Below are 22435 nucleotides of genomic sequence, written 5' to 3'. Positions count from 1 at the left end.
ATCGGAAAACGCCGCACGTCCTGTGCGGCGCCCTCCGGGTCTCCAGGCGTTCTCGCGAGTTCGGTACTACGCCAGGCTCAGCACGGCAACAGCAAAGGCAACGGTCCTCGCGACGCAGCTGCTCTTGGGTAGGAGCGGCGCCAGCCGCGACCACGAACAGACAAGATCACAGCAAAAAACAAAGGCCCGCGAATCGCGGGCCCTTGTTGCTCATACGGCATCCGTTGCGCCGATCAATCCTTGCCGAATACCAGATGCCCACCCTGCGCATCCACGCGGATGGTGTCGCCGCTGACGAACTCACCGCTGAGGATCTTCTGCGCGAGCGGGTTCTCCAACTGCTGCTGCACCGCACGCTTGAGCGGTCGCGCACCGTAGACCGGGTCGAAACCGACGTTGCCGATCAGGGCCAGGCCGGCATCCGACAGCGCCAGTTTCAGACCGCGCTCGGCGAGGCGCTTTTCCAGACCATGCAGCTGGATCTTGGCGATCTCGCGGATCTGGCTCTTGTCGAGCGGATGGAACACGACGATGTCGTCGAGGCGATTGATGAACTCGGGACGGAAGTGCGCCTGCACCACGCCCATCACCGCCGCCTTCATCTGCGTATAGCCCTCGGGCGTGTCGTCGGAATTCATCTCCTGGATCATCTGCGAGCCCAGGTTCGAGGTCATCACGATCACCGTGTTGCGGAAATCGACGGTGCGGCCCTGGCCGTCGGTCAGGCGGCCGTCGTCGAGCACCTGCAACAGGATGTTGAACACGTCCGGATGCGCCTTCTCGACCTCGTCGAGCAGGATCACGCTGTAGGGACGGCGACGCACGGCCTCGGTCAGATAACCGCCCTCTTCGTAGCCGACATAGCCCGGAGGCGCGCCGACCAGGCGGCTGACCGCGTGCTTCTCCATGAACTCGCTCATGTCGATGCGGATCATCGCGTCGGCCGAGTCGAACAGGAACTCGGCCAGCGCCTTGCACAACTCGGTCTTGCCCACGCCGGTCGGGCCGAGGAACAGGAACGAACCACTCGGACGGTTCGGGTCCGACAGGCCGGCGCGCGAACGCCGCACCGCGTCGGACACCACCCGCACCGCTTCGTCCTGGCCGACCACGCGCGCGTGCAGGGCCTGCTCCATCTTCAGCAGCTTGTCGCGCTCGCCTTCGAGCATCTTCGCCACCGGGATGCCGGTCCAGCGCGCCACGACTTCGGCGATCTCTTCGGCGGTGACCTTGTCCTGCAGCAGCTTGAAGCCCTGGGTCTCGGCTTCCTGCGCGGCCTTGAGCTGCTTCTCCAGCTCGGGCAGCTTGCCGTACTGGATCTCGCTCATGCGCGCGTAATCCTGGGTGCGTTGCGCGGCTTCCAGGTCGAGCTTGGCCTGCTCGATCTGCTCCTTGATCTTGGTCGCGCCCTGCAAGGTCGCCTTCTCGGCCTTCCAGATTTCCTCGAGGTCGTTGAACTCGCGCTCGAGCGTGGCGATCTCGGCTTCGAGATCGGCCAGACGCTGCTTGGACTCGGCGTCCTTCTCCTTCTTCAGCGCCTCGCGCTGGATCTTTAGCTGGATCAGGCGGCGTTCCTTGCGGTCGAGTTCCTCGGGCTTGGAGTCGATCTCCATGCGGATGCGCGAGGCGGCTTCGTCCATCAGGTCGATGGCCTTGTCGGGCAGCTGGCGGTCGGCGATGTAGCGATGCGACAGGGTCGCCGCGGCGACGATCGCCGGGTCGGTGATCTCGACGCCGTGGTGCACGGCGTAGCGCTCCTTGAGGCCGCGCAGGATCGCGATGGTGTCCTCGACCGTCGGCTCGCCGACGAACACTTTCTGGAAGCGGCGCTCCAGCGCGGCGTCTTTCTCGACGTATTTGCGGTACTCGTCGAGCGTGGTCGCGCCGATGCAATGCAGCTCGCCGCGCGCGAGCGCGGGCTTGAGCATGTTGCCGGCGTCCATCGCACCCTCGGCCTTGCCGGCGCCGACCATGGTGTGCAGCTCGTCGATGAACAAGATCACCTGGCCTTCGTTCTTGGCCAGGTCGTTGAGCACGGCCTTGAGGCGCTCTTCGAACTCGCCGCGGAACTTGGCGCCGGCGATCAGCGCGCCCATGTCGAGCGACAGCACGCGCTTGCCGCGCAGGCCTTCGGGCACTTCGTTGTTGATGATGCGCTGGGCCAGGCCTTCGACGATGGCGGTCTTGCCGACGCCAGGTTCGCCGATCAGCACCGGGTTGTTCTTGGTGCGGCGTTGCAGCACCTGGATGGTGCGACGGATTTCTTCGTCGCGGCCGACCACCGGGTCGAGCTTGCCCGACTCGGCGCGCGCGGTCAGGTCGATGCAGTATTTTTCCAGCGCCTGCCGCTGTTCTTCGGCGTTTTCGGATTGCACGCTTTCGCCCCCGCGCAGTTTGTCGATGGCCGGTTCGAGCTTGGCCTTGGTCGCTCCGGCCGCCTTCAGCGCGCGGCCGACTTCGCCGCCGTCGTCGAGCGCGGCGAGCAGGAACAATTCGCTGGCGATGAAGGCATCGTTGCGCTGCTGCGCCAGCTTGTCGGTGACGTTGAGCAGGCGCGCCAGGTCGTTGCCGACCGAGACTTGCCCGGCTTGGCCCGACACCTTGGGCAGTTTCTCCAACGCTTCGCCGAGGCGCTCACGCAACAGCGGCACGTTGACGCCGGCCTGGGCCAGCAACGGACGCGTGCTGCCGCCGCTCTGCTCGAGCAGAGCGGTCAGCAAATGCGCCGGCTCGATGACGCTGTGGTCGCGCCCGACCGCGAGCGATTGCGCGTCCGACAGCGCCTGCTGGAAGCGCGAAGTAAGCTTGTCCATCCGCATGAGTGGTCTCTCCGAAGGTATGGCGGCCCGGGGCGCGAGTGTCGCGCCGCGGCCGCGAATGACCTGTTAATGCGGGCTGGAGGGGGCGATTCAAGGCGGGAGGGGGGGCCCGGGACGGCCAGTTGGCCGGTTCGGCAACTGACTGCAGAGCAAATCCCCCTAGCCCCCTTTTCCAAAGGGGGGAACTGCAGGCGCTAGCGGTGATCTCGTCCAGCAACGCGCCGCTGCCCGACGCCCCCTTTGCAAAGGGGGCGAGCGCCCGGCATTGGTCTGAGGCCTGATCGACGCAATAGCGCGGGGGATTTGCTTCGCTCGCGCGCTATGGCGACTCAACACAGCAAGAGCAAATCCCCCCTGCCCCCTTTTTCAAAGGGGGCGGGGACTGCCTGCGCGGTGTTCGGGTGGGGAAATTCGAAAGAAAGCGATCTGGAACCGCGGATCAGACCAGGCTGTTCGGCTGCAGGATCTCGACCCAGTAACCGTCCGGGTCCTTGATGAAGGCGATGTTCTTCATGCGACCGTCGCTGAGGCGTTTCTGGAAGGCGACGCCGAGTTGCTCGAAGCGCGCGCAGGCGGCTTCGATGTCGGGCACCGACACGCAGATGTGACCGAAGCCGCGCGGATCGCTGTTGCCGTCGTGGTAGGCGAAGTCCGCGTCGTCCTCGGTGCCGTGGTTGTGGGTCAGTTCGAGCACGCCGCGCTGGCTCAGCAGCCATTCGCCGCGCGCGGGTTCTTCCGCCGGGATCTGCGCGGGGTCGGCCACCAACACCAGGAAGTACAGGCTGAACTTGGCTTCGGCGAAGTCGCGCTTGCGCACCAGGGTGAAGCCGAGCACGCGGGTGTAGAAGTCCAGCGACTGGCGCGGATCTTTCACCCGCAGCATGGTGTGGTTGAAGACGAAGTCGCGGGTGGCGGCTTCCGGGCGCGCGGTCACGCCGGGGACGGCGTCGAGTTCGTTCTGCAAGGACATGGCGTGGGCCGGTTCAAAGGGGAACAGACGATCTGCGGGCAAACCCGGCCGCTCTCAAGCCTGCGGCTCGGCCGGCACGGCATTGCGCTGCAAAGACAGCAAGCCCAGCAAAACCGCCAGACCGACGTAGGCGCCGATGAATTGCAGGGCGATCGTGCGCTGCAGCCCCTCCAGGGCCCACGGCAGGTAGATGCCGCCGCGCGGGTCGACCGAGTGGATGATGCCGAACAGGCTCAACGCCGCGCCGGCCAGCAGGAATACCGAGGCGCGACGCAGGTGGCCGTCGACCATCGCCGCAACCGCCGAGGTCCAGATCATCGAGGTCATGATGAAGCCGTTGCCGAGGGTCACGATCACCGCGAGCTCGGGCAGGCCGTGGCCGTCGAGCGCGTTCATGAGCTGCGCATGGTGGTCCGGGGCGATCCAGCCCGGGTTGCCGGTCTTGATCGCCAGCATATAGGCCACCGACGGCAGGAAGCCGAACACCATCGCGGTCGCATGCTTGCTCGGCGTGGCCTGGAAGGCCTGGGTGGTGATGTCGAGGGCGACGTAGACGATGATCGGCGCGAGCACCGCCAGCGGCAGCCACTGCACCAGGCCGGAAACGATGCCGAGGATGCCGCCGAGGCCGATGAACAAGCCGGTCAACAAGGTGTAGCCGCTGCGCGCGCCCATGTGCTTGTAGGCGGGCTGGCCGATGTAGGGCGTGGTCTGGGCGACGCCGCCGCAAAACCCGGCGACCAAGGTCGAGAAGGCCTCGGCCAGCAGGATGTCGCGGGTGCGGTAATCGTCGCCGGCGGCGCGCGCGCTTTCGCTGACGTTGATGCCGCCCACCACCATCAGCAGGCCGAACGGCAACAGCAGCGGCAGATAAGGTTTGGTGTAGGCCAGGCCGTCGATGAAGCCCAGGCTCGGCCACGGCAGCACGAAACGCAGCGGCGAAGGCTCGGGCCAAGCGAAGCCCGGCGCTCCCAACCCCAGCGCCCCGAAGCCGTAATACAGCACCGTGCCAAACACGAACGCCAGAAACACCCCCGGCAGCTTCACCGGCAATCGCCCCTTGGCGATCAACACATACAACAGCAAACCCAAGGTGATGAAACCCACCATCGGCGAGCGCAAGGTCTCGATCAGCGGCAGGAAGCCCATCAACACCAGCGCCACGCCGGCGATCGAACCGAGCAGACCGGCGCGCGGAATCAGCCGGGTGACAGTGTCGCCGGCGAACGACAACACGAACTTCAGCACGCCCATCACCACCAACGAGGCCATGCCGAGCTGCCAGGTGGCGAGGGCCGCGGCCTGTTCGTCCATGCCCTGCTGCTTGAACCCGACGAAGGCCGGGCCGAGCACCAGCAAGGCCATGCCGATGCTGGTCGGCGCATCCAGGCCCAGCGGCATCGCGGTCACGTCGTCGCGACCGCTCTTGGCCGCCAGGCGCCGCGCCATGAAGGTGTAGATCAGGTTGCCGACCAGCACGCCGAAGGCGGTACCGGGGAACATGCGCGTATAGATGACCTCGGCCGGAAAACCGAAGATGCCGATCAGGGCCGCGGAGATGAAGCCGAGGATCGACAGGTTGTCGACGACCAGGCCGAAGAAGCCGTTGAGATCGCCTGCTACCAGCCAGCGGCGCGGCGCGGCGGCGCTCATCGAACGCACTCCACGCGGCCGGCGGTGACGGAAGCGGCGGGTGCAACGCGAAAACTCGATGGCGTCATGTGGGTACTCGAAACGCGAAAGGTCGACGCATCCCTGCCCGGTGGAACCCGCGCTCCGTGTGCGGGTGGATTGCGATGATGGCAATGACGGGAAATCCATCCCGTCGGGACGACGCGCTTTAAGAGTAGGAGCGGCGTCCCACAGGGATTTCCTACGGTCACAAGCCGCGACCATGAACCGTAAGCGCGACGTCCCTCCCGGAAACCCGCGGATTTCGCCGGCAGACCCGGTCCGTCCGGAGCATAGAACGCCGCAGACCCTTTGGGGCCCGGGCTGGGGAAACGCAGCGGTCCAAATGGCGGCATGGCCGCCCGCCGCGAGCGCTCAGCCCTCGACGTCCAGCCAGCCGCGATAGCGCACCAACAAGCCCACGACCGGCAACTGCGCGGCGACGTCGAAGTGATAGCGCCCGTCGCGCTCGAACTCGCGCGCGCGCACGCCGGCGAACCAGCCCGACGGCAGGGGCAGCCCTAGCGCACGCACCCGCACCAGCCGCCACGACAGGCCGGGGTCGTCCGCCCCGCTGTCGCCCTCCACCGGATCCACCGGCCCGTCGGCGAGCTGGGCCGGCATCACCGCCGACGACACCGTCACCTGCGCGCCGGTGCCGAGCGACAGCACGCCCGACGCGGCCGCATCGGGCAGCTCGCCGGCCAGGTCCAACGCGAACGCGAACCGCATCGGCCCCAGGCGTTCGAACACCAGGCCATCGCGTTCGACCAGGCGCGAGCGCATCGCCGACTTGCCGAAACGCCGGGTCCAGGTCTCGCCGCGCGCGTTGGCGTCGATCTCGACCTCGATCGGCCCGGCATGCGCCTTGGGCAGGCGGGCGATGCGCGCGAACAACCGCGAGCACAGCCCGCGGCCGCGTTCGACCTGGGCTTCGCCACGATAGGTCCGGCGCCCGCCGCGACCATGCAGCAGCCGCAGGGTCCGCGGCAGGTACACGAAGCGCACACCGAGCGCGCGCGGATACAACCCCTCGCGCGCGCCCAGCCGCGCCTCGTCCCGGGTCGGCGCCCGGTTCACTGCCTGGTTTCGCATTTACAGCCCGCGCAGATCGTCCGGCACCGTGTACTCGCGGCCGTCATAGGCCAGGCGCACGCTGCTCTTCCTGGTCGGGCCGGGCACTTCGTTGCAGTCCTTGTCGTCGAGCTCGTTGCGGGTGCTTTCCTCGACGCTGTTGATGCGTAGGCCGGCATAGCCGCGGTCGCGCTTGGCGTCGATCGCGACGGTGCGCTGCACGTTCTCGAATTCGCCGGCGCAATTGGTGTCCCACTCGCCGCGCTCTTTCGACACTTCCAGCTTGCTCAGCACCGGCCGCAGCTTGGCGCCGTCGCCGACGTACAGGTTCATCACCGTGCTGCCGTAGGGGTTGGCGCGCGAGGAGCCGGTGTAGCCGATGCGCACGCCGAAGGCGGTGGTGCTTTCGTTGAGGCGATATCGCGCGGTGTCCAGGGTCACCGAACTGATCCGCACCGCATCCGACTGCAGCGCATCATCCTCGCGGTAACGCTGCAGGATGTGCGGGCGCGCCGAATCGGCGACCAGCACTTCCAGGTCGGCGGTGTCGCTGTCCATGCCGGTCGCGGCCTGATGACGCAGCCGCACCGCCAGCAGAGTCTTGTCCGGCGAAGCCGGCCAGACCTTGCAGGCCACTTCGCCGAGATTGATCCAACGCGTGGGCGAGCCGGAGGTGCGCAGCAGCTCGCCCTCGTCGCCGGTTTCGCCGGTGCTGCCGGGATAGGCGGCCCGCAGCAAGTCGTAAACGCGCGCCTCGCAATCCGCCGCCATGGCGTCGGTGCACAGTAGCGCGGTGAGGGATAAAGAAAGGGACAGGACCGTCCGTTGGGCCAAGAGAGTCATCATTGCATCCAGATGAGGGTCGCCATGCGGCCGGTGCGGCGGTCGCGACGATGGGAGTAGAAGCGGCCGGGTTCGGAAATCGTGCACAACCCGCCGCCGTGGATATGATCGGCCGCCAGGCCGGCCTGCGCCAGACGCATCCGCGCCAGGGCATACAGATCGACGCGCCAATGCTGCGGCCGCGTGGCGACGAAGGCCGAGGCCGCCTCGGCATCGCCGGCGACGAAGGCCTCGCGCACTTCGGCGCCGATTTCGTAGTGCTGCGGACCCGCCGCCGGCCCGAGCCAGGCGCGCAGGCGGCCGGGCGTGGTGCGCATGGCCGCGACCGTCGCTTCGAGCACGCCGGCGGCCAGGCCGCGCCAGCCCGCATGGGCGGCGCCGACCTCGCTGCCGTCTTCGGCGGCGAACAGCACCGGCAGGCAATCGGCGGTGAGGATCGCGAGCACGGTGCCGGGGCTGGAAGTCACCGAGGCATCGCCGACCGGTTCCTCGTCGCCGTCGCTGCGGCCGTCGAAACGCACCACGTCGACGCCATGCACCTGATGCAGCCAACGCGGCGGCGACGGCAAGCCCGCACGTTCGACCAGCAGCTCGCGATTACGCGTCACCGCGGCCGGATCGTCGCGATCGCTGCCGTAACGCGTGCCGAGATTGAAGCGATCGAACGGCGCCTGCGACACGCCCAGACCGCCGCGCACCGTGGTGAACCCGTGCACGGACGCGGCCATTGGCCACTGCGCATCGATCCACGGCGCAGCGTCCGAGGTCATCGGCCGGCCTCGGCCGCGGCGCGGGTGTCGGCGCTCAGTTCGGCGACCAGATGGCGCAGGTCGGCCGGCACCGGCGCGGTGCAGCGGATCGGCTCGCCGCTGACCGGATGGACGAACTCCAGCGTCTCGGCGTGCAGGGCCTGGCGCTTGAAGCCGCGCAGGGCTTCGACCAGGCCGTCGGTGGCGCCCTTGGGCAGCTTGAGCGGGCCGCCGTACAAGGGGTCGCCGACGATCGGGTGCTTGAGATGCGCCATGTGCACGCGAATCTGGTGGGTACGCCCGGTTTCCAGGCGGCATTCGAGCAAGGTGTGGGCGCGGAAGCGCTCGCGCAGGCGGTAATGGGTGACCGCATCGCGGCCGTCCTCGCGCACCGCCATGCGCAGGCGATCGCGCGGGTGGCGGTCGATCGGCGCGTTGGCGGTGCCGCCGGAGACCAACGCACCGACGACGACGGCGAGGTATTGGCGGTGCACTTCGCGCGCCGACAGCTGCTCGACCAGCGAGGTATGCGCCGGCAGGGTGCGGGCCACGACCATGACCCCGGAGGTGTCCTTGTCGAGGCGGTGGACGATGCCCGCCCGCGGCAGGGTCGCCAGGCCGGGATCGCGGTGCAGCAAGGCATTGACCAGGGTGCCGGCGTGGTTGCCGGCGCCCGGATGGACGACCAGCCCGGCCGGCTTGTCGAGGACGATCACGTCGGCGTCCTCGTAGAGCACGTCCAGGGCGATGTCTTCGGCCTCGGCGCGGGTCTGGATGTCGAGGACCACGGTCAGCTCGACCGACTCCCCGCCCTGGACCGGATCGCGCGGCCGCACCTCGCGGCCGTTCAGGCGCGCGTCGCCGGATTTGATCCAGGTGGCCAGGCGCGAGCGCGAGTAATCGGGGAACAGTTCGGCCAGAACCGCATCGAAGCGGCGCCCGGCGGCGCTGTCGGGCACGGTGGCGGTGAGGGTCTGGCGGGGCTCGGTCATCGGAGGGGTCTATACGGCGGCGGGGAGACGGGATCGGTTAAGGGGCACGACCCGCGGACTGCTATTATCGGCGCTTCGTGCCTCCGGCGCCCGTCGATGCCTGCCATGACTGTACGTTTTGCCCCTTCCCGCGGACTTGTTCGCCTGTTTTGCCTGCTGCTGATCGTGGTTTTCGCTGCCTCCGGCTGCAGCCGCGTCGGCAAGATGTTCAAAAAGGACAAAGACGCGGACGAAGGCCAGCCGGTCGAGGCCATCTATAAGAAGGCCCACGGCTCGATGGTCAACGGCAACTGGGCCTCGGGCGAGGCGAGCTTCAAGCGCCTGGTCGCGCAGTACCCCTACGGCCCCTACACCGAGCAGGCCCTGGTCGAGACGGCCTACGCCCAGTACAAGTCGGGCAAGCACGACGACGCGATCAGCAGCATCGACCGCTTCATCCGCACCTACCCGACCCACCGCAACGTCGCCTACCTGTACTACCTGCGCGGGTTGGTGAACTCCAGCCGCGACACGGTGTTCCTGCAGCGCGTCTGGCGCCTGGACGTCAGCCGCCGCGACCTGTCGACGCCGATGCAGGCCTATAACGACTTCCTGATCGTGGTCGAGCGTTATCCGAACAGCCGCTACGCCGAAGACGCGCGCAAGCGCATGCTCGCCCTGCGCGACACCTTCGCCCGCCACGAGCTCGACGTGTCCCTGTACTACCTGCGCCGCACCGCCTTCGTGGCCTCGGCCGACCGCGCCAAGTACCTGCTCGAGACCTATCCGCAGAGCCGCTATCAGAACGATGCGGTCGCGGTGCTGATGAAGGCCTACGAAGGCCTGGGCAACCAGACCCTCGCCGCCGACGCCAAGCGCGTGCTGCAGCAGAACGACGCCACCCACCCGGCGCTGTCGGAAGACTGGCCGGACTACCCGAGCAACCTGCGCAAGCTCAACCCGTTCGCGGGCGAGAAGTCGGCGGTCGACAACCGCGACCGCGACGAAGAGAAGCGCAAGCAGTAAGCGCCCGCTTCGCCGCACAGTAGGAAAGAAAACGCCGCCCTCGGGCGGCGTTTTTTGCGGCGGGTCGAGTCTGCTCGGGCGTCGCCGCTACCCCTGTAGGAGCGGCGTGAGCCGCGACCACGCCGCCGCGGCAACGACGCAAGCGCGGTTTCGCGCCGGGGAAACCGGGCTTCGGGTCGGGGCGTGGTATCGATCGTTTCTTGGGCGTCGCCGTTGCCCCTTGTAGGAGCGGCGTGAGCCGCGACCCCGCTAACGCGGCAACGACGCAAGCGCGGTTTCGCGCGGTGGAGGACCGGGCTTCGGGTCGGGGCGCGGTATCGATCGCTTCGGTTGCTCGCGGCTCATGTCGCTCCTGCAAGAACCCCTACGCGATCAACCGACGTAGCCGTTCGTGATCGGATAACGACGCTCGCGGCCGAACGCCCGCCGCGAGACCTTCGGCCCAGGCGCGGCCTGGTGCCGCTTCCATTCGCTGATGCGCACCAGGCGCAGCACCTTGTCGACCGTCGCCGGGTCGAAGCCGACCGCGACGATCTCGTCGCGCGACTGCTCCTGGTCGACATGACGCAACAGGATCGCGTCGAGCACATCATAAGGCGGCAAGGAATCCTGATCCTTCTGGTTCTCGCGCAACTCGGCCGAGGGCGGACGATCGATCACCGCCCACGGAATCACCGGCGCGCCGGCGATCGCGTTGCGCCAGCGCGCCAGCGCGAACACCTCGGTCTTGTACAAGTCCTTGATCGGCGCGTAACCGCCGCACATGTCGCCATAGATGGTGGCGTAGCCGACCGCGTACTCGCTCTTGTTGCCGGTGGTCAGCAGCAGGCCGCCGAACTTGTTGCTCATCGCCATCAACAGCGCGCCGCGGGTGCGCGATTGCAGGTTTTCCTCGGTGACGTCGACCGCCTTGTCGGCGAACACCTCGGCCAGGGTGTCCAGATAGCCCTGGAACGGCTTTTCGATCGGCAGCGCCAACAGGCGTACGCCCTGGCTCGCGCATTGTTCGGCGGCCAGGTCGTTGGACAGATCGGCGGTGTAGCGCGAGGGCATGCGCACCGCGACTACGTTCTCGGCGCCGAGCGCATCGACCGCGACCGCCATCACCAGCGAGGAATCGATGCCGCCCGACAGCCCCAGCCAGACCTTGTCGAAGCCGTTCTTACGGCAGTAGTCGCGGGTGCCGCGCACCACCGCACGCCAGGCCAGCGAGTCGCGGCCCTCGTCCTGCTCGGCCGGCCAAGCCACCGGCACGAAGCTGCGGTCTTCGTCGCGATAGTCGGCGAGCAGCCAGTGGTCCTCGAACGCGGTCGCGGCCGGATGCACATGGCCGTTGCCGTCGGCGAGCACCGAGGCGCCATCGAACACCAGGGCGTCCTGGCCGCCGACGACATTGAGATAGGCCAGCGCGACGCCGGTTTCCTTGGCCCGCACCTCCAGTAACGCATCGCGCTGTGCGTGCTTGTCGCGCTCGAACGGCGAGGCGTTCGGCACCAGCACCAGACTGGCGCCGGCGGCCGCGGTCGCGGCGAGCGGCTCGGCGAACCACAGGTCTTCGCAGATCACCAGGCCGACCGCGACGCCCTCGACCTCGAACACGCAGGCCTCGCCGTCGGGATCGACGTCGAAGTAGCGGCGCTCGTCGAACACCGCGTAATTCGGCAGCTCGCGCTTGCGATACGTGGTTTCGATGCGCCCGTCGCGCAGCACGCTGGCGGCGTTATAGACCACCGCGCCGGCGGCCTGTGGCCAACCGACGACCGCGACGATGCCGCGCGCGGCCTGGGCGATCCGCTCCAGCGCACCCTCGCATTCGGCGAGGAAACTCGGCCGCAGCAGCAGGTCTTCCGGCGGATAGCCGCTCACCGCGAGCTCGGGAAACAGCACCACGTCGGCGCCGTGCCGGTCGCGGGCCTCGACGATCATCGCCGCGATGCGTTCGGCGTTCTTTTCGACCGCACCGACCGGGAAGTCGAACTGGGCCAGGGCGATGCGCAGGGTCTTGGACATGCGGCGATTCTCGTAACGACCAGTCAGTCGTGGGTGTAGCCAGCCTCGCGCTGGGCGCGAATGGCGATGATTAAAACGGTATCGAACTCGCCGAGGTAGCGATACAGAGCGACGTATCCCTGCGCGTCGCGTCCGATGACCAGTTCGCGCAGATCCTGCTCGAGCACACGCCCGATCAGAGGATTGTCGGCCAATACGTCGATGGCGTGCAGGATGCCCTCGATGCGCGGTTCGCGCTGGGCGACCTCGTGCCGGTCCAGATGATCGAGAATCCGAGCGAAGTCCTCCGCCGAGCTGGGCGAGAGGACGATTCGGGTCACGATTCGCGCCCGAAGGTCTTCTTGGCCGGCGTTACCGGACTTTCGCCGCGTGCGCGGCGCGAGAGGTATTCACGCATATCGCCCCAGGCGATCACCTGGCCTTCCGCAACGAAACTCTGCCAACGACGCTCGGCTTCGCCGATGAAGTCGCGCCGACGTTCGGCTTCGTCGACCTTCTCCTCGAGCGCTCCGAGGATGAAGCCATGCGGCGTGGTGCCGCTGCGCTCGGCGGCGCGGGCGATGCGCGCCTTGAGTTCTTCGGTCAAGCGGATGGTGGTCGTGGACATGGGCGTCTGCACCGGAGGAGAGGTGGCGAGGACCAATGTAGCACATCGGTGCTACATACAAAAAAGCCGCCCTAAGGCGGCTTTTTCGCGTTCCGACCGCCGAGACGGACTCGTCTGCCGGCCTGCCTGACCGATTACTTGGCCAGGCGCTTGGCGATCGCCGCGCCGAGGTCGCCCGGCGACTTCACCGTGGTGACGCCGGCCTTTTCCATCGCCGCGAACTTGCCTTCGGCCGTGCCCGAACCGCCCGAGGCGATCGCACCGGCGTGGCCCATGCGCTTGCCCTTCGGCGCCGAGGCGCCGGCGATGAAGCCGACCACCGGCTTGGTCACGTACTGGGCGATGAACTCGGCCGCTTCTTCCTCGGCCGAACCGCCGATCTCGCCGACCATGATGATGCCTTCGGTCTGCGGGTCGTCCTGGAACCACTTCAGCGCGTCGATGAAGTTGGTGCCGTTGATCGGGTCGCCGCCGATGCCGATGCAGGTCGACTGGCCCAGGCCCACGTCGGTGGTCTGCTTGACCGCTTCATAGGTCAGCGTGCCCGAACGCGAGACGATGCCGATCTTGCCCGGCTTGTGGATGTGGCCCGGCATGATGCCGATCTTGCACTCGCCCGGGGTGATGACGCCGGGGCAGTTCGGACCGACCAGGACCACGTCGTCGAAACCGTTGAGCGTGTTCTTGACGCGCAGCATGTCGAGCACCGGAATGCCTTCGGTGATGCACACGATGACCTTGATGCCGGCAGCGGCCGCTTCCAGGATCGCGTCGGCCGCGAACGGCGGCGGCACGTAGATGACCGAGGCGTCGGCGCCGGTTTCATTGACCGCGTCGCGCACGGTGTTGAAAACCGGCAGGCCGAGGTGCTGAGTGCCGCCCTTGCCCGGGGTCACGCCACCGACGACCTTGGTGCCGTACTCGAGCATCTGTTCGGCGTGGAAGGTGCCCTGCGAGCCGGTGAAGCCCTGCACGATCACTTTCGTGTTCTTGTTGATCAAAACGGACATGTCATTAGCCCCTTACTTGCCAGCGACGGCGGCAACCGCCTTCTTCGCGCCATCGTTGATGTTGTCGGCCGGGGTAATGGCCAGACCCGAATTCTTCAGCAGTTCCTTGCCGGCTTCCACGTTGGTGCCTTCAAGGCGCACGATCACCGGCACCTTGACGTCGACTTCCTTGACCGCGGCAATGATGCCCTCGGCGATCATGTCGCAGCGGACGATGCCGCCGAAGATGTTGACGAAGATCGCCTCGACCTTGTCCGAGCTGAGAATCAGCTTGAACGCCTCGGTCACGCGCTCCTTGGTGGCGCCGCCGCCGACGTCGAGGAAGTTGGCCGGCGAGCCGCCTTCCAACTGGATCACGTCCATGGTCGCCATCGCCAGACCGGCGCCGTTGACCATGCAACCGATGTTGCCGTCCATGGTGACGTAGTTGAGATCGTGCTGGCTGGCCAGCACCTCGGTCTCGTCTTCCTGACGGATATCGCGCATCGCGGCGAGATCCTTGTGGCGGAAGGTCGCGTTGTCGTCGCTGTTGACCTTGCCGTCGAGCACGGCCAGGTTGCCGTTGGTAAGAATCGCCAGCGGGTTGAGTTCGACCAGCGCCAGGTCCTTCTCGTTGAACAGCTTGTACAGGCCCAGCATGATCGTGGTCAGCTGGCCGGCCTGCTTGGCGTTGAGGCCGAGGTCGAAGGCGAGCTCACGGCACTGGTAGGCCTGCAGGCCCTGCACGTAGTTGACGTGCACGGTCTTGATCGCGTCCGGGGTTTCCTCCGCGACCTTCTCGATGTCCACGCCGCCTTCGGCCGAAGCGATGAAGGTGACCGACTGGGTCGAGCGGTCGACCAAGATCGACAGGTACAGTTCCTTGTCGATGTCGGTGCCTTCGGAGATCAGCACCGAATCGATCGGCAAAGCGACGCCGGCCGACTGGTAGGTCTCCATCTTGGTGCCGAGCATGGCCTGGGCGTACTGCTTCACTTCGTCGAAGTTCTTCGCCAGCTTGACGCCGCCGGCCTTGCCGCGGCCGCCTGCGTGGATCTGGGCCTTGACCACCCACAGGTCGCCGGGAATGGCCTTGGCGGCCGCAACGGCCTCATCGGGAGTGCGCGCAACGCGCCCGGCCGGCACTGCGATGCCGTAGTCGGCAAACAGCTGCTTTGCCTGATATTCGTGAAAATTCATGCGTCACCGAGGGGAGTGAAAGACGTCCCGCAGGTGCATGCGGCCGGAAGCCGGAGCACGCGCGAGGGGGCCGCATTGTCGCCGATCGGGGCGGGCTGAAGCAAAACCCGCCATTCCGGCCGCCCAGGCCGGCCTGAGCGTCCCCCACCCCCTTCCCGCCCGGTTCGGCCCCAGCCGCGCAATCGGCGCAGGCCGAGACAAGCCAGTCGCCCTATACTGATCGACACTCCGCCCGCGCAGGGAAAACCCGCTTGCCGTCAGGTCTCGCCCCCGTCAGTCCGGCCGATGCCGACCTCGCGCTGCGCCGCGAACTCTATTTCTTCACCCTGTACCGCCTGCTCGAAGCCGCCTTGCTGGTGTTCTTCCTGTTCGGCCCGGTCGCGGACCTGATCGGAGCGCCGCGCCACGACCTGTTCGCTCGCTCGCTGGCCCTGGCCTATCTGTTCATCGCCAGCCTGCTGTTCCTGTTCAGCCGTCGCGGCGAGCTGCGCAGCCAGGTCTTCGCCGGCATCGCCAGCGACCTGTTTTTCGGCATCCTTGCGATCCACGCCCTGCCGCGCGCCGGCACCGGCATCGCCCTGATGCTGATGTTCAACGTCGGCGCCGCGGCCCTGTTGCTGCGCGCCCGCTACGGCATCGGCGCCGCGGTCGTGGCCTGCATCGGCCTGATCGGCGAATGGATCTGGAACGAGATCGGCGGCGAAAGCCTCGGCCGGACCGTCGCCGAGCCGATCATGTTCGCCCTGGGCTACCTCTCGATCGCCCTGCTGACCAACGCTCTCGGCCGGCAGATGCGCGAAACCCAGGACCTGGCCGAGCGCCGCGGCGCCGAGGCCGCCAACTACGCCGAGATCAACGAACTCATCATCCGCCGCATGCGCACCGGCGTGCTGCTGGTCGACGGCGAAGGCCGTCTGCGCCTGGCCAACGAGGCGGCCATGTTGCTGCTCGGCGACTCCGGCGAATACGACGGCCAGCGCCACGGCCATCGCGTGCTGGCGATCGCCTCGCCGGAACTGGCGCGCCGCCTGAGCCGCTGGCGCACCGAAGGCCGGCCCGACGAAAGCCCGCTGCAGCTGGCCCCGGACCTGCCCGAAGTGGTGCCGCGCTTCACCCGCCTGCTCGCCGGCAGCGACCAGACCCTGATCTTCCTCGACGACACCTCGCTGGTGTCGCGCCATGCCGAGTCGATCACCCTCGCCGCGCTCGGCCGCTTCTCGGCCAGCCTCGCCCACGAGATCCGCAACCCGCTCGCCGCGATCAACTACGCAGTGCAATTGCTGGAGGAGTCGCACGACATCGCCATCTCCGACCGCCGCCTGCTCGAGATCGTGCGCCAGCAGGGTTCGCGCATGAACGGCATCGTCGAGAACGTCCTCGGCATGGCGCGACGCGAGCCGGCCAAGCCCGAGCATGTCGAGCTGATGGGGTTCGTGCGCCAGTTCGTCGACGAATACCGCACCAGCCACCCGATCGAACAGGACACGCTGCGCGCGACCGGTCCGCGCAGCCAGGTCGAAGCCCTGGTCGACCCGAGGCAGTTGCACCAGGCCCTGACCGTGCTGGTGCACAACGCCCTGACCTACGGCCGCATTCCCGGCCAGCCGGCGCGGGTCACCGTGCACGTGTATTTCGATGAAGTCGGCCTGCCGGCGATCGACGTGCTCGACCGCGGCCCCGGCATTCCCGAGTCGGTCGCCGAACGCCTGTTCCGCCCGTTCTTCACCACCTCCAGCCACGGCACCGGCCTCGGCCTGTACATCGCACGCGAGCTTTGCCGGGCGAACCAGGCCTCGCTCGACTTCGTGCCGGTGCCCGGCGGCGGCGGCTGTTTCCGCATCCGGCTCGCCGGAGCGAGCGCGTTGTCCCTGGTCTGAGCCATACTTGCGTGAGCGGATTCCCGGTCTGGGATTCCCGATCATGTGCGTCTTGGCCGCGACGGCCTCGTTAAGCTATCGTGGGCGGTGGAGGGCGCAATGGCAGAAACTCGTAGTGCATTAGTGGTCGATGACGAGCGCGATATTCGCGAGCTCCTCGTCATGACCTTGGGCCGCATGGGCCTGCGTTGCGATACCGCATCGGGCCTCGGCGAGGCGCGCAGCCAACTGCTGCGCAATCGTTACGACCTGTGCCTGACCGACATGCGCCTGCCCGACGGCTCGGGCATGGACCTGATCGCCGAGATCAGCCAGAAATACCCCAACACCCCGGTCGCGATGATCACCGCCTTCGGCAACGTCGAAGCCGCGGTCGACGCGCTCAAGGCCGGCGCCTTCGATTTCGTCGCAAAGCCGGTCGACCTGGCGGTGTTGCGCGATCTCGTGCGCCACGCCCTCGAACTCAACGACACCCGCCGCAGCGCCAGCGAAGCGGTCGGTTCGCGCCTGTACGGCGAATCGCCGGCGATGATCAAACTGCGCCAGACCATCGGCAAGGTCGCCCGCAGCCAGGCCCCGGTGTATATCGCCGGCGAGTCCGGCGTCGGCAAGGAACTGGTCGCGCGCACCATCCATTCCGAAGGCGGCCGCGCCGACGGCCCGTTCGTTCCGGTCAACTGCGGCGCGATTCCCGCCGAGCTGATGGAGAGCGAATTCTTCGGCCACAAGAAGGGCAGCTTCACCGGCGCCCACGTCGACAAACCCGGCCTGTTCCAGGCCGCCGACGGCGGCACCTTGTTCCTGGACGAAGTCGCCGAGCTGCCGCTGCCGATGCAGGTCAAGCTGCTGCGCGCGATCCAGGAAAAATCCATTCGTCCGGTCGGCGCCCAGGCCGAGCTCGTCGTCGACGTGCGCATCCTGTCGGCGACCCATAAGGACCTGGCCGCGCTCGTCGCCGAAGGCCGCTTCCGCCAAGACTTGTACTACCGCATCAACGTGATCGAGCTGCGCGTGCCGCCGTTGCGCGAACGCCTCGACGACCTGCCCGGCCTGGCCGCGAAGATCCTGCACCGGCTCGCCGGTAGCCAGGGCCGTCCGGTGCCGCGCCTCGGCGAGGACGCCCAGGAAGCGCTGCGCGCCTACGGCTTCCCTGGCAACGTGCGCGAGCTCGAGAACATTCTTGAGCGCGCGCTCGCCCTGGCCGAAGGCGAAGTCCTCAACGCCAGCGACCTGCGCCTGCCGCGCCTGGCCACCCAGGCCCCTCTGAGCGAACTGCAGAACGCAGGCGCAGCGCCGCAGCAAGCGGCCGGCGCCGTCGACCCGCGCACCCTCAACCCGCGCGACACCGCGACCAGCGCCCTGCCCTCTTATATAGAAGAGATCGAGCGCGCCGCGATCCAGCAGGCCCTGCAGGAAAACCGCTACAACAAGACCCGCACCGCAGCCGCCCTCGGCATCACCTTCCGCGCGCTGCGCTACAAGCTCAAGAAACTCGGGATCGACTGATCCGCGAACGCTCGGCCGAACGACGTTTCCGTTCTGTCGAGCCTGCCGCACCATCGACAGCACCGTCGCGAACGCAACGCGGCCGGCGCACCTGCCGCGTCGTCGGCTATCGATGGCCCGCAACAGATTCCTCGGTTATCGGGCACGCGGCTTTCGGCGCGCCCCAGCGACGCGACTCGCCTCCTCGTCGAAACGAAACCTCATCGCCGCTCGCGCAGACGCAGCCGAAGCGCCTCGCCCATCCATGCCGCGCCACGCATGTACGCACCGGACATCTACATGCACACGGCGACCGCTACCGCTCGCTGCTGGACGTGGCCGCCGCCCCGAACCAGGCGTTGCGGGCACCGCGAAACGCACCGCCGATTCGCTTTTCCTGCTCATCTGCCGTGGCTCCGGCACCGGCCAAGCCTTGCGTGACGAGCGCCTCAGTTCCGGCCGATCAATGTGCAACATGACGCATTAGGTCACCACCACAGCCCTCCGACTGACCTTTTGCGTCACCCCAACCGCCGCCTCGAACTCGCTTTACGTGACCTGACTATCACTTTCGATCCCCCGGTTCATAACTACGGAGGTTGGCATGGGATGTGCGTATTCCTTTATGCACGTGCGGCACGCACGGCTGCCGAAGGACCGAGCAATCGAGCCTGCAGGCACGTGAAGCAACTCAATCACTCCTAGGGGAAATACCATGAAGAAGCAGCAAGGCTTTACCCTCATCGAACTGATGATCGTCATCGCCATCCTCGGCATCCTGATCGCCATCGCTCTGCCGGCGTACCAGGACTACACCGTCCGCACCAAGAACGCCGAGTGCATCAACGTTGCCGCCGCCGCCAAGCTGGCCGTGTCGGAAACCGCGCAGGACCGTGGCAACCTCGCTGCGATCACGAGCCAGGCCATCACCGGCTACAGCTTCGTTGCTTCGAGCTACTGCGCCAGCGTGACCATCGCTTCGGGCGGCACCATCACCGCGACCACCCAGGCCACCGGCGCCACCACGCTCGCCAAGTTCGAGCTGGTTCCGACCCTGGACGCCGGCCGCGTTGAGTGGGATTGCAACGAAACCGGCGGTGCCAAGAAGTCGCAGCTGCCGGCCGAGTGCCGCTAATAGTCGACCGATTGTCATAGCTTCGAGCGAGGGCCCCGGTTTACCGGGGCCCTTTCTTTTTGGGCTTCAGCCGGCGGACAGCGGCTCTGCCCGCATGCGCCCGCTGCATCCGAGTGGGCAAATTTCTGCGGTATCAGCCGATCGCGCCTAGCTAAAAACCAATTGCCGAGCGGCGTTTGAGCGGGGCGCTTCGTACTTTTGCTCGAACAATTGCACGCGACAACGATAAATCGAGTTGTCTATCACATTTTACGGTGCCGCTTACGAAACTTGGCACAGCCTGTGCTTGTACTTGATCAGGTGGCAAAACGTCTCGCCGAAGGCGACGACAGCCAGCCCACGCGAACAGCAAATATCCAGGGGGGATACGCTATGAAGCGGCAAAAAGGCTTTACCTTGATCGAGCTGATGATCGTCGTTGCGATCCTAGGGATCCTGATCGCAATCGCACTCCCCGGTTACCTCGACTACGTCAGCCGGACCAAGAACGCAGAATGCCTCAATGTCGCCGCAGCGGCCAAGCTGTCCGTCTCCGAGACGGCACAGGACCGGGGAGCGCTGAATCAAGTCACTGCAACCAATACCGGCTACAGTTTCGCGGCTTCGAGCTACTGCGCCAGCGTGGCGATCGGCGCGAACGGCGTGGTGACCGCGACGACGTCGCCGAACTCGGGGGTCCCGATAACTTTTACCCTGCGCCCGACCTTGGCGGCCGGCCGCGTGGAATGGGATTGCAGCGTCCCCAGCGGCACCGACTTGACCCGAGTGCCCGCCGAGTGTCGTTGAGAACGATCGCAACCCTGCGCGCGCTCTAAATCGCGCGCTCGGTCACTGCGCGCGCGAGCAGTACTCGGCAGAACCCTGGCCGGCCCGTATAGTCAGCGCCAATCTTTCTGCGGAACGGACTATGCCCGCTCGTATCGTGCTGTTGGTTGCGATGGCTCTGACCTGCTTGATTTACTGGCCGGGTCTTTCGGGCCCGTTCCTGTTCGACGACCTGCCGAATCTCAATCCGGTCCAGAGTTGGCTGACTGGCGAGCTGAGCTGGCAATCGGTGGTGTTCGGCAACCAGTCCGGCATGCTTGGACGACCGTTGTCGATGGCGAGCTTTCTGCTCAGCGCCGAACTGAGCGGTCACAGCCCCTACGCCTACAAGCTGGGCAACCTCGTCATCCACCTGGCCTGCGGATTCCTCGGCTGGCAGGTCATCCGACGGCTTCTCGCCCAGGATCAGCGGCTGTCCACGAATTCCGATCTGTTCGCGAGCATCGTCGTCGCCCTGTGGCTGCTGCATCCGATCAACGTCAGCACCGTGCTCTACTCGGTGCAACGCATGGCGCAGCTGAGCACTCTGTTCGTGTTGGCATCGTTGTGGGCTTACCTCGCCGCCCGCCGCCAACTGATCGACGGCAAGACCCGCAGAGCCTTGCTCGGCCTGTTTTTACTGTTTCCCTTGCTGGTCTTCGCCGGCTTGATGAGCAAGGAGAACGCGGCCGTAGCGCCTGCGCTATGCCTGGTGATCGAACTGGCGTATTTCGTCTCGCGGCCCAAGCCCGATCGGGCCGTCCAAGCCTTCTTCGGGCTGCTCCTGTTGCTTCCGGGACTGGCCGTCGTCGGCCTGTTGATCGCAACGCCCGATCGCCTGCTGAGCGGTTATGCCGAGCGAGACTTCACCCTGGTCGAACGGCTGCTGTCGCAGTCGCGAGTGCTGATGGACTACATCGGGACGGTACTCGTCCCCCGCACACCGTTGCTCGGCCTGTATACCGACGATTTCCAGCCCTCCACCGGCTTGCTCTCCCCACCGACGACTCTGTTCTCTCTGCTCGCTTTGCTGGCGATCAGCGCGGGCTCCATCGCGCTGCGCAAGCGCGCGCCCAGCGTATTTGCCGGCTGGTTCTTCTTCCTCGTGGCCCACGGCGTTGAATCCAGCATTCTTGCCCTGGAACTTTACTTCGAACATCGCAACTACCTCCCCGCGTTCGGCCTGATCCTGGCCGTCGTGGGCCTGGCTTCATTGGTCCCTAAAGACCTGCCCACGAATGTCTTCACTCCCCGCCAATTGGGTCTGGTCATCGCCGCTGGATTTGCCCTGTCGTTCGCCTTTGCGACCGGCGGACGCGCGCATGTCTGGCAAGCCGAGGATCTGATCCTGGAACAGGGCCTCAAGCATCATCCGGACTCGATGCGCGCCCAACTGGTCCGCGCCACGATCGCCCTGAGAAAAGGCGAGACTCAAGCCTCCTACGATGCCTTCGCCGATCTGCTCGCCAGCAAGAACCCGCGCAACCGGGTCATTGGCAGGATCAGCTGGGTGACGCTGGACTGCATGCGGGGCATCGATGTTCCCCCCACGGATCTGCAGCGCGCTCTGATCGAGGCTCGCCCCAAGCTCAGCATGGCCGAGGTTCCGGCCCTGCGCTTGCTCGCCCGCGTCGTCAAGGAACAAGGCTGCGGCAGGCTGACCGACTCGGCGATCGCCGACGGCATTTCGGTCATGCTCGAAAAAGCAAAGACTCAGCCGGACTACTCGCGCTCCAAATGGCTGACCCGGTTCCTGGCTGCGGAAATGTTCCTGCATGCCGGCCGTACGGCAGAAGCCCAGCGGCAGGCGGAACTCGCCTGGAAGGCGAGCGGCGACCTGCCGACCGGCGCCCTGCTCGCGAATATCTATGCGGTCCGAAAGATGCGCCCGGAAGCCGAGCGGTTGCTGGCGGTATTGGATCAACGCATGGGCCCCTACGACACGCAAGGACGCGCGGAACTCGCGAAGACGAAAGCCCTGCTGGGTCAGCAATGAAGTCGAAACGGGCTAACGACGAAATCGCGGCGGCGGTCAGACCGATGCCCCGCCATGCTTCTTGCGCCGCCGTCGACGGAGTCTGCGTCTGATGCAGGCCGGACGGCTGTAACAGGTCGCGAACGCGAGAAGGAGCATCTCGATCCGCGAGACGAGAGCTCAGCCCGGCCGGCCAGATGCTGCCGGCGCCTGCTCTCGAACAAGCCCCA

The 22435-nt window shown here is 66.7% G+C and carries 18 protein-coding genes; 6 read left to right on the top strand and 12 right to left on the bottom strand.

The window, feature by feature from the left end; translation table 11 throughout:
• Positions 1–233: 233 nt before the first annotated feature.
• From clpB to rluD, 7 genes are all read right to left on the bottom strand, one after another.
• Entirely contained in the window at positions 234–2819 is a 2586-nt protein-coding gene (gene clpB, locus EX88_RS0108835) for an ATP-dependent chaperone ClpB (protein WP_031371637.1), read from the bottom strand.
• A gap of 439 nt (positions 2820–3258) precedes the next feature.
• A complete protein-coding gene (gene gloA, locus EX88_RS0108830) occupies positions 3259–3789 on the bottom strand; it encodes a lactoylglutathione lyase (RefSeq protein WP_031371636.1) in 531 nt (176 codons plus the stop codon).
• Positions 3790–3843: 54 nt separating this feature from the next.
• Entirely contained in the window at positions 3844–5442 is a 1599-nt protein-coding gene (locus tag EX88_RS0108825) for a hypothetical protein (RefSeq protein WP_430536901.1), read from the bottom strand.
• Between the two features lie 393 nt (positions 5443–5835).
• A complete protein-coding gene (locus tag EX88_RS23625) occupies positions 5836–6540 on the bottom strand; it encodes a DUF4166 domain-containing protein (protein ID WP_161786091.1) in 705 nt (234 codons plus the stop codon).
• Between the two features lie 15 nt (positions 6541–6555).
• Positions 6556–7377: a hypothetical protein gene (locus EX88_RS0108810; protein WP_152566174.1), complete on the bottom strand. Its 822-nt coding sequence runs from the start codon at positions 7375–7377 to the stop codon at positions 6556–6558.
• Complete coding sequence (gene pgeF / locus EX88_RS0108805) at positions 7377–8147, bottom strand: peptidoglycan editing factor PgeF (protein WP_031371633.1); 771 nt, start codon at positions 8145–8147, stop codon at positions 7377–7379. The genes EX88_RS0108810 and pgeF overlap by 1 nt, the downstream gene beginning before the upstream one ends.
• Positions 8144–9118, bottom strand: coding sequence for a 23S rRNA pseudouridine(1911/1915/1917) synthase RluD (rluD, locus tag EX88_RS0108800; RefSeq protein ID WP_031371632.1), 975 nt, complete (start codon positions 9116–9118; stop codon positions 8144–8146). The genes pgeF and rluD overlap by 4 nt, the downstream gene beginning before the upstream one ends.
• Before the next feature lie 105 nt (positions 9119–9223).
• Here rluD and EX88_RS0108795 point away from each other — a divergent pair, with 105 nt between their 5' ends.
• Positions 9224–10123 carry an outer membrane protein assembly factor BamD gene (locus EX88_RS0108795; protein WP_031371631.1) on the top strand — a complete coding sequence of 300 codons (900 nt, stop codon included), beginning with the start codon at positions 9224–9226 and terminating at the stop codon, positions 10121–10123.
• A 372-nt stretch (positions 10124–10495) separates the two neighbouring features.
• On the opposite strand, the gene EX88_RS0108790 is transcribed toward EX88_RS0108795, so the two are convergent.
• From EX88_RS0108790 to sucC, 5 genes are all read right to left on the bottom strand, one after another.
• Positions 10496–12133, bottom strand: a complete 1638-nt coding sequence (locus EX88_RS0108790) for an NAD+ synthase (protein WP_031371630.1) — start codon at positions 12131–12133, stop codon at positions 10496–10498.
• A 23-nt stretch (positions 12134–12156) separates the two neighbouring features.
• The gene (locus EX88_RS0108785; protein ID WP_031371629.1) at positions 12157–12453 is read right to left on the bottom strand and encodes a type II toxin-antitoxin system RelE/ParE family toxin; all 297 of its coding nucleotides are present in this window, start codon (positions 12451–12453) and stop codon (positions 12157–12159) included.
• The gene (locus tag EX88_RS0108780) at positions 12450–12740 is read right to left on the bottom strand and encodes a CopG family ribbon-helix-helix protein (protein ID WP_031371628.1); all 291 of its coding nucleotides are present in this window, start codon (positions 12738–12740) and stop codon (positions 12450–12452) included. The genes EX88_RS0108785 and EX88_RS0108780 overlap by 4 nt, the downstream gene beginning before the upstream one ends.
• Positions 12741–12874: 134 nt before the next feature.
• On the bottom strand, positions 12875–13750 hold the full coding sequence (gene sucD, locus EX88_RS0108775) for a succinate--CoA ligase subunit alpha (RefSeq protein WP_031371627.1): 876 nt from the start codon (positions 13748–13750) through the stop codon (positions 12875–12877).
• A 12-nt stretch (positions 13751–13762) separates the two neighbouring features.
• Entirely contained in the window at positions 13763–14929 is a 1167-nt protein-coding gene (sucC, locus tag EX88_RS0108770; RefSeq protein WP_031371626.1) for an ADP-forming succinate--CoA ligase subunit beta, read from the bottom strand.
• Positions 14930–15180: 251 nt separating this feature from the next.
• Here sucC and EX88_RS0108765 point away from each other — a divergent pair, with 251 nt between their 5' ends.
• From EX88_RS0108765 to EX88_RS24430, 5 genes are all read left to right on the top strand, one after another.
• Positions 15181–16806 carry a sensor histidine kinase gene (locus EX88_RS0108765; RefSeq protein WP_031371625.1) on the top strand — a complete coding sequence of 542 codons (1626 nt, stop codon included), beginning with the start codon at positions 15181–15183 and terminating at the stop codon, positions 16804–16806.
• A gap of 99 nt (positions 16807–16905) precedes the next feature.
• Positions 16906–18312 (top strand): sigma-54-dependent transcriptional regulator, encoded by a 1407-nt coding sequence (locus tag EX88_RS0108760; RefSeq protein WP_031371624.1) that lies wholly within the window; start codon positions 16906–16908, stop codon positions 18310–18312.
• A 694-nt stretch (positions 18313–19006) separates the two neighbouring features.
• Complete coding sequence (locus EX88_RS27070; protein WP_031371623.1) at positions 19007–19426, top strand: pilin; 420 nt, start codon at positions 19007–19009, stop codon at positions 19424–19426.
• Between the two features lie 372 nt (positions 19427–19798).
• Complete coding sequence (locus EX88_RS27060) at positions 19799–20212, top strand: pilin (RefSeq protein ID WP_031371622.1); 414 nt, start codon at positions 19799–19801, stop codon at positions 20210–20212.
• Between the two features lie 121 nt (positions 20213–20333).
• On the top strand, positions 20334–22226 hold the full coding sequence (locus tag EX88_RS24430) for a hypothetical protein (protein WP_152566173.1): 1893 nt from the start codon (positions 20334–20336) through the stop codon (positions 22224–22226).
• The last annotated feature ends 209 nt before the right edge of the window (positions 22227–22435 follow it).

Origin of the sequence: Lysobacter antibioticus, assembly GCF_000731095.1 — a bacterium.
Classification (GTDB): Bacteria; Pseudomonadota; Gammaproteobacteria; order Xanthomonadales; family Xanthomonadaceae; genus Lysobacter; species Lysobacter antibioticus_B.
Note: the sequence above shows the minus strand (reverse complement) of the source record. Positions and strands in the feature narration are given on the sequence as shown.